The 13,667-nt window shown below is 43.1% G+C and carries 13 protein-coding genes; 7 read left to right on the forward strand and 6 right to left on the reverse strand.

Going from position 1 to position 13,667, the window contains the following annotated elements; genetic code table 11:
* Position 1: 1 nt before the first annotated feature.
* From yciH to IEY48_RS01820, 6 genes are all read right to left on the reverse strand, one after another.
* Entirely contained in the window at positions 2 to 331 is a 330-nt protein-coding gene (gene yciH / locus IEY48_RS01795) for a stress response translation initiation inhibitor YciH (protein ID WP_188916676.1), read from the reverse strand.
* 342 nt (positions 332 to 673) lie between these two features.
* Positions 674 to 1,687 (reverse strand): ferrochelatase, encoded by a 1,014-nt coding sequence (gene hemH, locus IEY48_RS01800; RefSeq protein ID WP_188916678.1) that lies wholly within the window; start codon positions 1,685 to 1,687, stop codon positions 674 to 676.
* Between the two features lie 175 nt (positions 1,688 to 1,862).
* Positions 1,863 to 2,396 (reverse strand): glutathione peroxidase, encoded by a 534-nt coding sequence (locus IEY48_RS01805; protein WP_188916679.1) that lies wholly within the window; start codon positions 2,394 to 2,396, stop codon positions 1,863 to 1,865.
* 114 nt (positions 2,397 to 2,510) lie between these two features.
* Positions 2,511 to 3,614 (reverse strand): putative porin, encoded by a 1,104-nt coding sequence (locus tag IEY48_RS01810; protein WP_188916682.1) that lies wholly within the window; start codon positions 3,612 to 3,614, stop codon positions 2,511 to 2,513.
* Positions 3,615 to 3,731: 117 nt separating this feature from the next.
* Entirely contained in the window at positions 3,732 to 4,844 is a 1,113-nt protein-coding gene (locus tag IEY48_RS01815) for a PilT/PilU family type 4a pilus ATPase (RefSeq protein ID WP_188916684.1), read from the reverse strand.
* 11 nt (positions 4,845 to 4,855) lie between these two features.
* Positions 4,856 to 5,893, reverse strand: coding sequence for a type IV pilus twitching motility protein PilT (locus IEY48_RS01820; protein ID WP_188916686.1), 1,038 nt, complete (start codon positions 5,891 to 5,893; stop codon positions 4,856 to 4,858).
* A gap of 27 nt (positions 5,894 to 5,920) precedes the next feature.
* Between IEY48_RS01820 and IEY48_RS01825 the strand changes: the two genes are divergently transcribed.
* The 7 genes from IEY48_RS01825 to IEY48_RS01855 all read left to right on the forward strand — a co-directional run bounded on the left by IEY48_RS01825 (position 5,921) and on the right by IEY48_RS01855 (position 13,305).
* Complete coding sequence (locus IEY48_RS01825; RefSeq protein WP_188916687.1) at positions 5,921 to 6,607, forward strand: YggS family pyridoxal phosphate-dependent enzyme; 687 nt, start codon at positions 5,921 to 5,923, stop codon at positions 6,605 to 6,607.
* Between the two features lie 245 nt (positions 6,608 to 6,852).
* Entirely contained in the window at positions 6,853 to 7,671 is an 819-nt protein-coding gene (gene proC / locus IEY48_RS01830; protein WP_188916689.1) for a pyrroline-5-carboxylate reductase, read from the forward strand.
* Between the two features lie 124 nt (positions 7,672 to 7,795).
* On the forward strand, positions 7,796 to 8,344 hold the full coding sequence (locus IEY48_RS01835) for a YggT family protein (protein WP_188916691.1): 549 nt from the start codon (positions 7,796 to 7,798) through the stop codon (positions 8,342 to 8,344).
* A gap of 174 nt (positions 8,345 to 8,518) precedes the next feature.
* Entirely contained in the window at positions 8,519 to 8,926 is a 408-nt protein-coding gene (locus tag IEY48_RS01840; protein ID WP_373293687.1) for a DUF4426 domain-containing protein, read from the forward strand.
* A gap of 519 nt (positions 8,927 to 9,445) precedes the next feature.
* Entirely contained in the window at positions 9,446 to 10,078 is a 633-nt protein-coding gene (rdgB, locus tag IEY48_RS01845) for an RdgB/HAM1 family non-canonical purine NTP pyrophosphatase (protein ID WP_188916695.1), read from the forward strand.
* Positions 10,078 to 11,217: a radical SAM family heme chaperone HemW gene (gene hemW / locus IEY48_RS01850; protein ID WP_188916697.1), complete on the forward strand. Its 1,140-nt coding sequence runs from the start codon at positions 10,078 to 10,080 to the stop codon at positions 11,215 to 11,217. The genes rdgB and hemW overlap by 1 nt, the downstream gene beginning before the upstream one ends.
* A gap of 237 nt (positions 11,218 to 11,454) precedes the next feature.
* Positions 11,455 to 13,305: a DUF885 domain-containing protein gene (locus tag IEY48_RS01855; protein WP_188916699.1), complete on the forward strand. Its 1,851-nt coding sequence runs from the start codon at positions 11,455 to 11,457 to the stop codon at positions 13,303 to 13,305.
* The last annotated feature ends 362 nt before the right edge of the window (positions 13,306 to 13,667 follow it).

Consider the following 13,667-nt stretch of genomic DNA (forward strand, 5'->3'; position numbering starts at 1 on the left):
TTTATCCACCCGCTAATTTCACGGTGAAATTCAATTTCTCTAATATGGACTTTATTAATTCACGGTTGTCTGTTTGCACCTCAATATTGAAGTCTTTTACTGTACCACCACAACCGCATTGTTTCTTAATCTTTTGCGCCAATTCTTTTAACGCTTTTTCATCTAGCCCTAAGCCTTTAATAACACTGACACCTTTACCTTTTCGACCTTTAGTGTCTTTATGAATTCGCACTATGCCGTCACCCGTTGGCACTTCGGCTTGTTCTTTTGGCTCGTCAATTCGCCCTTTGTCTGTGCTATATACCAGCGAAATATTTGGATCTATTCTCATAATCGTTGTTTTTGATAACCGTAATTTGAGTTTAACAAATCGTAAAAGCTGAGGCGAGGAGATAAAATAAAAGCCTAGTATTGAGGACGCTACGCTGCTAGGACGATCTGCGGTCTCGAGGACGCTGCGCTACTAGAACGACCTGCGGTCTCGAGGACGCTGCGCTGCTAGAACGACCTGCGGTATCGAGGGCGTTGCGCTGCTAGAACAACCTACGGTCTCGAGGACGCTGCGCTGATAGAACCTAGCAGTGACGAAGTCACGCCCTAGCAGGACGTAGTCCACCCTCTGGCGAGCCTGCGAGTTCCTAGAACCTAGCAGTGACGCAGTCACGCCCTATAATTATAAGAAAGGTTTAACCAAGTTCGCCATCATTTTGATGTGGTCGTCGTTATCATTTAAGCACTCAATGTAACGGAAGTCTTTGCCACCAGCATCTTCAAATACATGGCGGTTTTCACCTTTGATTTCTTCTAAGGTTTCTAAACAATCAGCACTGAACGCTGGGCAAATAACGGCGATATCAGTAATGCCTTTTTCCGGCAAACTGCCAATAGTGGCGTCGGTATAAGGTTGTAACCATTTCGCTTTACCAAAGCGAGACTGGAATGTGGCAACATAATCGTCTTCACTTAACCCGAGTTTCTCAACCACTAAACGGGTGGTTTTCATACAAAAACAATAATACGGATCGCCAAGGTGTAAATTACGCTCAGGCATTCCGTGATATGACATCACTAACTTTTGCGGTTTGCCATTAAGGTCAAAGTCTTTTTGAATCGACGCGGCAATGGCATCAATAAAATCTGGGTTGTCATGATAGGTGTTAATAAAATGCAGTGACGGTAAATAGCGCCATTTCATCATTTCTTTAGCAAGCGCATCAAACGCAGACCCTGTCGTAGGCGCTGCATATTGCGGATAAAGCGGCAGTACCACTAGGTTATCGACACCTTGCTTATGCATTGTTTGTAGTGTGCTGGCCACCGACGGTGAACCATAACGCATGGCTAAGTGCACGCTAGCGTCATGACCTTGGGCTTGTAGGCTTTGTGCAAGCTTAGCTTGTTGGCGTTCACTGATATCGAGCAATGGTGAGCCTGCATCGGTCCATACTTGTTTGTATAGTTCTGCCGATTTAGCTGGGCGGATACGTAAAATAATGCCATGTAGAATAATCATCCACAGTAATTTTGGTATTTCAACTACACGAGGATCGGATAAAAACTCAGCGAGGTAGGTCCTTACCGCTGATGCTGTTGGAGCATCTGGAGTCCCTAGATTTAAAAGTAATACGCCAGTTTTACCACGCGCTTTATGACCAGTGTCTTTATCTAGCCCTGAAAATCTAGCCAAAATGTCTTCTCCGTTATCAGTCAAGGTGCCTTTGCTTTGTAAAATAGGCGCTATTGTTAGGGCATATCTTATCGGTAACCTTAGCAAAGGTTAGGTAGTTACTAGGGTAAGTATTGTATCTTATTATTTATAAACAAAAAGAGTGCTAGGTAGCGATTTTTTACCTTTGAGCATGTCACAAAACCGACTCAATGGCTTTTTTCAATTGTTCGCTGTCAGGTTTCACTCTTGAATTAAATTGCTGAACCGTTTGGCCATCACCTGAAACCACGTATTTATAGAAGTTCCATTTAGGTGCTGCACTTTTATCTGCTAAAAATTTAAACACCGAATTTGCAGCATCACCTTTTACAGGCGAAGTTGCGACCATAGTGAAGTTGACGCCGTAATTGATAAAACACACATCGGCGGTTTTAGCTTCGTCTTTTTCTTCTTGAAAAAAATCATCTGAAGGGAAACCAATCACCACTAATCCTTTATCGGCATATTGTTTGTGCACCGCCTCGAGGGCTTCAAATTGTGGCGTAAAACCGCAATTTGATGCTGTATTAACAATTAACACAGGCTTGCCTTGGGTAAGTTCGCACAAGTTTACGTTTTCTTTTGAATGTAATTTACGTGCTTCAACATTGAGATAATCAGGGCAACTTGCCGCCGATATTCCAAAACTGCTTGTAATAAGCGCTGCGGCGGCGAGAGACTTTATCATCTTGAAATATCCTTTTATTTAGTCAATAAAAAAGGTATTGATAATCAACGTATCAATACCTTTGTAGATTACTCTCAACATTACGCTTTTTAGCGATATTAAGATCAGTTTGCCTTAGAAATAAAAGCCAACATTGATGTTTAATCTAGAGTGCCATGAAGTATCACCATTATCGATACCAACACCAGAACCGTTAACAAAATACATGTTTTTGCCCGCAATCCAATCTACGTATGAGTACAGTTTACCTGCGCTGATTGCACAACCTGTTACGTTTTGAATTGAGTCATCAAGACCTTGACCAGACGACATTACCTGGCTGTAATCGTTATAACAGCTTAATTGAGTAATTGGGCCCCAATCTACGTCAAATGATTTAGCAATGTTAACAATGGCAACGTCAGCTTCAGCGGCAATATCAGACTGATATTGGAAAGCACTTATCGCAATACGGTTGCTGCCTTCTACGTCATAGTCGTAATGCATGTACTGTAATTGTAATTGCCATTTTTTCCAGTCAGCTTGCCAATGTGCAGCTGCTGCAATGCTATCAACATCTTCACCATCTGTGTTGGTCTCGTTAGCAACAAAATCTAACTGACTAAACTGGAACGAACCACCTAACTTGTGGGTTACGTCACCTGTGGTAAATTCACGTTCAACACGAGCGTTAAGCTGACCTGATTCTTCATAAGAAGATTGATCCGTTGTTGCCACGTCAAATGAGTAACGGTCATAACGTGAACCATCACCGTATTCGTCATTAGCAAAATAAGCTAAATCGTAGCGCCAGCCATTTTGTTCATTTTTATAATGAATACCTGCATCATAATCATCTTCAAAACCTAGATAATAAGCAGCGCTAAACCAAAATGAATGAGCGGCATAAGGTAGGAAGCCAAATGGAACTTGCGTTACACCCACTTGCACAGACTGAGCTTCATCAAACTGATACCCCATATATGCATGATGAATAACGTCCATATCTTGATACCAACGGTATTGAGCTGAAGCGAAGATGCCGTCTTTATCTTGGTAATTTACATCAGCTCGGAACAATTCAAACTCAAGCTTTGCGTTGTTGTCGTAATCTTTCCAGCCGTAGTTAATACGAACTGCACCACCAATGTCTAATTCATCAGTGACTTTAGCCGCTAATGAAGAAACAGAAAACAATACTAACGATGAAGCCAGAGCGGCTTTTTGCCATAAATACATGTGACATCCTTGAGAGGTTTTTAAAAACATGTTGTAAATTAGTAAGTGATCATAGCAATAAAGGCCATAAGTTGCTGCTTATAACCTCTTAAAACGTTAAATAGATGCTGAAAATTACTAATCCATGTCTAAAGTAATGCCTTCCATAGACCCTGCAGAAGAGGTTTCATTGCCTTGTAATTTAATCATTAAGCGTAAATCATTGGGTGAATCGGCATGATGTAACGCATCGGCGTAGCTAATTTCGCCTTCTATATACAAGTCGAGTAAGGCTTGGTCAAAGGTTTGCATGCCCTGCTCGCGTGATTTAGACATGGTTTCTTTGAGTTTATGCAGTTCATTTTTGGCAATCAAACTGGCGACACGTGGGGTATTAATTAATACCTCAATCGCAGCGCGACGTCCGGTACCGTCTGACTTAGGAATAAGCTGCTGCGCAACAATGCCGCGTAAGTTTAATGATAAGTCGAACAACAATTGATTGTGCTTACTTTCTGGTACTAAATGCATAATACGGTCAAGTGCTTGGTTAGCATTGTTGGCGTGCAATGTCGCCATACATAAATGGCCGGTTTCAGCAAACGACAGCGCAAACTCCATTGTTTCTTGAGTTCGAATTTCACCAATCAAGATAACGTCTGGCGCCTGACGCAATGAGCTTTTAAGTGCTGCATCAAACGAGTCGGTATCAATTCCGACTTCACGTTGGGTGATAATGCTTTTACGGTGGTTATGCACAAATTCGACAGGGTCTTCAATCGTTAAAATATGCCCACGCGCATGGGCATTACGGTAACCCACCAGTGCAGCAAGAGAGGTTGATTTACCAGTACCAGTACCCCCGACCATAATAATTAAGCCACGTTTACTCATGACCAAATCTTTTAAAATGGCAGGCAGCTTTAAGTCATCGACCTCTGGGATTTGCGTTTCAATACGGCGCATAACGCAACCGGCTGACTCACGTTGCCAAAATGCACTGACACGAAAACGGCCTAATTCTTTAGCGGCGAATGCAAAGTTACATTCGCTACTTTCATGAAATTCTTTCTTTTGAACGTCTGTCATTAACGATTCGACAAACTCTAACGACTGCTGCGGCGTTAATTTAGTCTCAGATAATTGACGCAATTCACCGTCAATTTTAGCGCTCGGCGGAAAACCGGCGGTAATAAATAAATCCGAGGCCTTTTTCTCGACCATAATATTTAAAAACGGACGAACATCCATGATCCTAATCCTTAAAAATTAGCTTGTTTATTCGAGCTTTTCTGCATGGCATCTTCACGAGTAATGATACCGCGATTGACCAAGTTTTGTAGGCATTGGTCAAGCGTTTGCATGCCATGTGCCATACCCGTTTGAATTGCAGAATACATTTGTGCCACTTTATCTTCACGAATAAGGTTACGGATAGCCGGCGTTCCCATCATAATTTCGTGTGCAGCAACTCGGCCGCCACCAATTTTTTTAATCAAGGTTTGTGAAATTACCGCCTGCAACGATTCTGACAACATAGTACGAACCATGCCCTTTTCACCTTCAGGGAAAACATCGACCACACGGTCAATGGTTTTAGCGGCTGAGGTGGTATGCAAAGTACCAAACACTAAGTGACCCGTTTCTGCTGCGGTCATGGCTAAACGAATGGTTTCAAGGTCACGCATTTCACCCACCAAGATAACATCCGGGTCTTCACGCAGTGCGCTTCGTAGTGCGGCATTAAAACTATGGGTATGTTTGTGTACTTCACGTTGGTTGACCAAACATTGCTTGTTTTGGTGTACAAATTCTATTGGGTCTTCAATGGTTAAGATATGGTCATGGCGGTTTTCATTAATGTAGTCGACCATTGCTGCCAATGTGGTTGATTTACCCGAACCGGTTGGTCCTGTCACTAACACTAAACCACGTGGATAACTGGATATTTTCTTAAAAATCTCTGGCGCGCCAAGCTGTTCTAATGACAAAATCTCAGATGGAATGGTACGAAATACTGCGCCAGCGCCACGAGATTGGTTAAAAGCGTTAACACGAAAACGTGCTAGGTTTGGCACTTCAAATGAAAAGTCAATTTCGAGGTGTTCTTCGTAGTCTTTTCGTTGTTTATCGTTCATGATGTCATAAACAAGACTATGAACACCTTGATGATCTAGCGCTGGTAAGTTAATTTTTCTCACTTCACCGTCGACACGGATCATTGGAGAAACACCAGCAGAAAGGTGTAGATCTGATGCTTTGTGTTTTACACTAAAAGCGAGTAATTCAGTGATTTCCATTGTAGAGACATCCATTTAACCAACATTATGACAACAATAGCAGACAGAATATCAATCGCCCAGAGTAGAATGTCACAAGCGGCGCAAAATTGTTCGCGATCGCCAAGTGAAATCAGCCTACTTGCGGTAAGTAAAACCAAACCCATTAGTGACATCATTGCCGCTTATCAAGCTGGCCAACGACGTTTTGGGGAAAATTATGTGCAAGAAGGCGAAACAAAAATCACTGCACTAGCAGACGATTACCCAGATATTGAATGGCACTTTATTGGACCATTACAATCAAATAAAACCAAAATTGTTGCCGAACATTTTGATTGGATGCATACCGTTAGCCGCGACAAAATTGCCCAGCGCTTAAACGATCAACGCCCAACTAACAAACCACCACTGAATGTCTGCATTCAGGTCAATATTAGCCAAGAAGACAGCAAATCAGGGGTTAATGTTAACGATGCTGCCACGTTAGCAGGGGTCATTAGTCAACTGCCTAACCTTAAGTTGCGGGGCTTAATGGCTATTCCAACAGCCACAGACGATATCCGCATTCAACAACAAGAGTTTGCCAGCTTAAAAAGCTTGTACGATCAATTACAGCAACAACACCCGAGTATCGACACACTATCAATGGGCATGAGCGGCGACCTGGATATTGCCATAGCAAATGGCTCTACCATGGTGCGCATCGGCAGTGCGATATTTGGTGAACGATAGATTCTAGGGTCTAGGAGCTCGCAAGCTCGCCTGAGAGCGGACTACGTCCTTCTAGGTTCTAGGTTCTAGGTTCTAGGTTCTAGGTTCTAGGTTCTAGGTTCTAGGTTCTAGCAGCGAAGCGTCCTAGCAGTGACGAAGTCACGCCCTAGCAGCGTAGCACCTAGAACCTAGCCGCGAAGCAACCTTTTAGGTACCATATAAAGCAACAAGATTTAAATTCACTCTTTTAATTGGATGTAATTGAAATGACTCAAGCAAAAGTATGTTTTATCGGTGCGGGCAACATGACTCGCAGTATTATCAGTGGCTTAGTCAAACATGGTTATCCAAGTGCCCTTATCCACGCGACTAATCCGAGTAAAGGCAAATTAGATGCGTTGGTAGAAGATTTTTCAATTGAAGTATCACACGACAATGCTGCAGCAGCACAAGCCGCAGATGTGATCGTATTGAGCGTAAAACCGCAATTAATGGAAACCGTGTGTGATGCTCTCAGTCATTTAGATTTATCAAGTAAGTTAATCATCACTATCGCTGCAGGCATTCCAGCGGCGCGTTATCAACAATACTTTAAACAACCCATCAAGCTCATTCGCACTATGCCCAATACACCGACTCAAATTGGTTATGGCATGACGGGAATTTTTGCTGATGAAGGTATTTCTGCGCAAGATAAAGCCATTTGCGAAACATTAATGAAAACCGGCGGCAAAGTGGTGTGGGTAGATAGCGAAGACGGCCTAAATCAAGTAATTGCATTAGCAGGCAGTTCACCGGCTTACTTCTTTTTGTTTATTGAATCGATGATAGCTTCTGGCGTTAACATGGGCATGGCAGAAGACAAAGCCAGACTGCTCGCTGAACAAGCTGCGTTAGGCGCGGCACAAATGGTCATTCAAAACCAGCAGCTATCTGTAGCCGAATTACGCCAAAATGTAATGTCAAAAGGCGGCACAACAGCAAGAGCTGTAGAAACATTACAACAAGGTGACCTAGGAGGTTTGGTTGATAAAGCCATGACCAATTGTGTTGCCCGCGCTCAAGAAATGGCAGAAACCTTTTAATTAAGCACGAAACTGAGATGAACGATTATTTATCTCAGTTTATAATGCTTAGTGATAACATTGTGGTACGTAATTGGGCGTTGAGCCCTATTCAAATCAATAAAACAAATGTAAGGCAATATTCATGAATGCAATGGTTTTTTTGATCAACACGCTGTTTGACTTGTACCTCATGGTCGTCATTCTTCGTTTTTGGTTACAATTGGCTAAAGCCGACTTTTATAACCCGTTTAGCCAATTTGTGGTAAAAGCCACTCAACCCATTATTGCGCCTATGCGCCGAGTGTTACCGTCAATAGGTAGCATTGATACCTCATCAATTTTGTTAGCACTGATTGTTGTGGTGCTCAAAATGTCAGTACTTACTTTCATCGCTGGTGCCAGTTTTGACTTGCTCACCATTTTATTGTTTGCCGTTGTGTCAGTGTTTAAAAATGCCGGTGTATTACTGTTTTGGATGTTGCTTATCCGCGCAATTTTGAGCTGGTTTAACCAAGGTTATAACCCTGTAGTGATGATCATGACTCAACTCACTGAACCTATTTTGGCGCCAGTGCGTAGAATATTACCGTCGATGGGTGGCTTAGATTTGTCGGTATTAGTGGTATTTATTGCGATGAACTTTTTAAACATGTTATTTGCACAATACATCCCATTTTGGGCAATGATTTAAGCAAAATCACTGAGCATAACGCATAAAAAAGAGCAGCCTATACCCAGGGTATGATGAGCTGCTCTTTTTGTATTTGAGGCGACTTGGTATCAACCAAAGCCTCGAAACAATTTACAGGAAGGCCCCATGTTAAAAGCAATCTCAACTACACGATATATATTCACGGTATTATTAATGTCATTACTGAGTGTAATAGGCGTTGCACATGCTGAACAAAAACAGCAAGTGGGTAATTTTGATATCCATTACATGGCACTTAACAGCACCTTTATTACCCCTCAAATCGCTAAAACCTATGGCATTGAACGCAGTGGTTATAACGGTTTAGTCAATATCACCGTGCTTAATACTCAGCTGCCAGATAATCCGGCTGTTGAAGTTGAAATATCCGGTGTAGCGAATAATTTAATTGATGCACGCATGAACCTAGATTTTAAAGAAATCCGTGAAGGCAATGCCATTTACTACATTGCCGAAGTGCCTTTTCGTGACGATCAAGAAGTGAATTTTACTGTTGCAATCAAATACACCAACCAACTCAATACCACCATTAAATTCAAACAAAAATTCTACGTTGAATAGCTAGAACGACCTGCGGTCTCGAGGACGCTTCGCTGCTAGAACGACCTGCGGTCTCGAGAACGCTTCGCTGCTAGAACGACCTGCGGTCTCGAGGACGGTACACTGCTAGAACGACCTACGGTCTCGAGGACGCTGCGCTGCTAGAACGACCTGCCGTCTCGAGGACGCTGCGCTGCTAGAATGACCTGCGGTCTCGAGGACGCTGCGCTGCTAGAATGACCTGCGGTCTCGAGGACGCTGCGCTGCTAGAATGACCTGCGGTCTCGAGGACGCTGCGCTGCTAGAACGACCTACGGTCTCGAGGACGCTACGCTGTTAGAACGACCTGCGGTCTCGAGGACGCTGCGCTGCTAGAACGACCTACGGTCTCGAGGACGCTGCGCTGATAGCAGTGACGAAGTCACGCCCTCTAGCGAGCCTGCGAGTTCCTAGAACCTAAAAGCATAGCCGAACAACCATAGTGCATCTCTGCTTTGTTCGCGTATAATGTCGCAAATTTTTACCTCAGGTCGAGCTCTCATGCAATCTCCAACTCAACACATCGTTCTTGCCAGTGGCAACAAAGGTAAACTTGCCGAATTTGCGCAAATGTTTACAACATATGGCATTGAAGTCCTGCCACAAAATCAGTTTAACGTGCCAGATGTTGCAGAAACCGGCACGACCTTTGTTGAAAATGCCATTATAAAAGCACGCCACGCGGCTGAAATTACCGGTAAACCAGCAATTGCAGATGATTCAGGCATTGAAGTCGATGCTCTGCAAGGGCAACCAGGGATTTACTCAGCTCGCTACTCTGGTGTCGGGGCGAGTGAAACCAGCAATTACCTCAAGCTATTAGATGCACTGCAAGGTGAAACCCAACGCGCTGCCCGTTTTCAATGTGTATTGGTGTACATGCGCCATGCCAAAGATCCTACACCGATCATTTGCCAGGCATCTTGGGAGGGCACTATTAACCTTGCGCCACAAGGTGAGCACGGCCATGGATACGACCCAGTATTTATTCCACAGGGGTTTGACTGCAGTGCTGCAGAGTTAACCGCTGAGCAAAAGAATGCCCATAGCCATCGTGGCAAAGCGCTTGAGTTATTAATTAACGCAATGAAAGCCCAGGGTGTCATTAGTGCACCATCAACAGGCGGCCAATAATGACCTTACAGCTGCCACCATTGAGCCTGTATGTGCATATTCCTTGGTGTGTGCAAAAGTGTCCTTATTGCGACTTTAACTCTCACGGGCAAAACGGCGAGTTGCCTCAGCAGCAATATATTGATGCATTGCTGGCCGATCTTCAGGCTGACTTGGCGTATGTGCAAAACCGTAAAATTCACACGATTTTTATTGGTGGTGGCACGCCTTCTTTATTCGATGCCAGCCAAATACAGCGTTTACTCGACGGTGCTCGTGCATTAATCCCCTTTGAAGATGATATTGAGATCACAATGGAGGCTAACCCGGGCACACTTGAACATGATGATTTTAGCGCCTACCGCGCTGCTGGAGTCACCCGATTATCGATTGGTGTACAAAGTTTTTCTAAAGATAAGCTTAATTTGCTCGGACGTATTCATAACGAAGATGAAGCAAAAATCGCGGCGCAAAAGGCCAAACAAGCCGATTATTTAAGCTTTAACCTCGATCTAATGCATGGGCTACCAAACCAAAGCTTTGACGAAGCCATGCACGACATCGACACGGCAACAGCATTAGCACCGCCGCATTTATCTTGGTATCAATTAACCATTGAGCCCAATACCCTGTTCCACTCAAAACCGCCACAACTGCCCGATGATGAAAACCTATGGCAGATATATGAACAAGGGCAAAAGAAGCTGGCAGAGTTGGGTTACGAGCAATATGAAATCTCCGCCTATGCTAAGCCCGGATTTCAATGTCGTCATAATTTAAATTATTGGCAGTTTGGTGACTATTTAGGGATTGGCTGCGGCGCGCACGGTAAAATAACCTTGCCGTCTGACAACCGAATTATCCGCACGGTTAAAATTAAGCACCCTAAAGGCTATTTAGCGGCACAAAACTACACCTTTGAAACCTCAGATGTGATTGAAGAAGATCGTCCATTAGAGTACTTGATGAACCGCTTACGATTAATGACACCGATTGCTAAAACAGAATTTGAACAACGTACCGGCCAATCTGCCGAGGTCGTCAAAGTTGGTATGCAAAAGTCGATAGAAAGAGGTTTATTAACTGAAACCGACACACATTGGCAGCTTACGCCCAAAGGCCACATGTTTGTTAACGACTTACTGTCGCAATTTATTTAACCCGACGTTACTCATCTGCAATACCCTGTAAAGCGCCCATTTGCATGAGCTGTGGGCTGCTATTCTCGCCTTTGACTCTTTGCGCTGTTTATCTGTGCTTTCCCTGTGCTGTTCCCTGCACTCTTTCTCTAGGTTCGATATAACAAGATACACACTTTATAACATTTAATTTAACACATTTAGTAAAAGCTTGATTAGGATGTCAGCCTATAAATTGTGTCGTTTAGGAAGATATTGATGTCCCTTAAAACTAAAACAACCTTAATTGCCGTGGCATTATCAAGCTTATTAAGTACATGCGCTGTTGCGCACTCACATACTTCAGTCGAGTTAAGCCCACAGCAGAGCAAAGCAGAGACCGCCAATACTGAGTCTGCTAAGGCAAACGCGCTATTTGAAGCCATCTTTATGGAAAACGTGATGGCCAGTCCCGTTAACCAAACTTACTTAGGCATTAAGCAAGATTACGATAAGTGGAATGACTTATCAGAAGCGGCTGCAGATGCTGAGCTTGCCCGTGCTAAAGATCAACTTGCCCGCATAAATGCCATAGATATTACTCAGCTCGACGAGCAAACCACCTTAAGCTTTGAATTACTCAAAGCACGCATAGAACAAACGATTGCTGATGATAAATGGCGTTATCACACCTATCCGGTAAACCAAATGTACGGCGTGCATTCTATGGTGGCATCGATATTAATTAACCAACATCAAATAACCGACGAAAGTGATGCTAAGGCTTATATCAGCCGCCTTAATGCCACCGAAACATTACTCGCACAATTACAAACAGCACTTGAAATTAGAGCCAACAAAAAGATTATCGCCCCTAAGTTTGTGTTTGGTTATGTGATTGCAGACAGTCAAAACATTATCTCTGGCGCTCCCTTTAACGATACCGATAAAGACAACGCCTTGTGGGCTGATGCCAACCGAAAAATCAATAAGCTCGACATTAGTGAAGACAAAAAGCGCGCTCTATTGGCCGAAGTTAAACAAGCCTTAATCACTAAAGTAAAGCCCGCTTACCAGCAGTTTATTGCTTATGCCAAAACCTTAGAGGCCCGGGCTGATACGCGTGATGGTGCATGGAAACTCCCAGACGGAGAAGCCTTCTTTAAAAATGCTCTCTCCCGCACGACCACCACAGACATGAGCGCAGACCAAATTCATGACTTGGGTTTAGCAGAAGTAAAACGCATCCATAATGAAATGCGCCTTATTATGAAAAAGGTTAACTATACCGGTAACCTGCAAGAGTTTTTTACCTTTATGCGTGATGATAAGCAGTTCTATTACCCAGAAACTGACGTGGGTAAACAAGCTTATTTAACCGAAGCAAAAGCGTTAATCGACAATATGGAAACTCGCCTCGACGAAGTCTTTAAAATAAAGCCGAAAGCGGCGTTGCTGGTTAAACAAGTTGAAGCTTTTCGTGAGAAATCTGCAGGTAAAGCATTTTACGATCAACCCGCTCCCGATGGCTCTCGACCAGGTACTTACTACGCTAACTTATATAAAATGGAAGCAATGCCAAAATATCAAATGGAGGCGTTAGCCTACCATGAGGGTATTCCTGGGCATCATATGCAAATTGCCATTGCCCAAGAACTGCAAGGCATTCCAAAGTTTCGTAAGTTTGGTGGTTATACCGCTTATATTGAAGGTTGGGGTTTATATTCAGAGTACTTTCCGAAAGAAATGGGCCTTTATGCCGACCCTTATTCAGATTTTGGCCGCTTATCAATGGAACTATGGCGCGCGTGTCGCCTAGTCGTCGATACCGGTATTCATGATAAAAAATGGACTCGTGAGCAAGCCATTGCTTATTACGTCGATAACACGCCTAACGCCGAATCTGACGCGATAAAAATGGTTGAGCGCCATATTGTTATGCCATCGCAAGCGACTGCATACAAGGTTGGGATGATTAAGATTTTATCATTACGTGAAAAAGCTAAAAAACAACTTGGTGATAAGTTTGATATCCGTGATTTTCACACACTAGTATTAAAAAATGGCCCATTGCCTTTAGATGTACTTGAAGAGCAAGTTGATAAATGGATTAAGCAGCAAGTTATTTAAGCTGAGTACAACAATAAAAATGCAGCAACCTTAGGTTGCTGCATTTTTTATTGGTTGTTATTTTTTTGAACCACAAAAAAATAACCCCAAGTCAATGCTTGGGGTAACCAAAAAACTAGGATGATGGTTTCAAAGCCGACATTGTTTTAGTTTGAAGAAAACCGTTGTCAGCACTGATCCAAAATTTGCATGGTTGCCGATTTGGGCATTCAACTGAAAAGGGGTCATTTCTCAGAAAAATACATATTCAAATCATTTCGAATCAACTGACATCTATTGTATTGATATAAGAACAGACTGCAACAACTAACCTGCCTTACATCAGTAAGTCATTGATTAATAGTTCACTAAAAAATGAATCA

The organism is Shewanella saliphila (genome assembly GCF_014648295.1).
Classification (GTDB): domain Bacteria; phylum Pseudomonadota; class Gammaproteobacteria; order Enterobacterales; family Shewanellaceae; genus Shewanella; species Shewanella saliphila.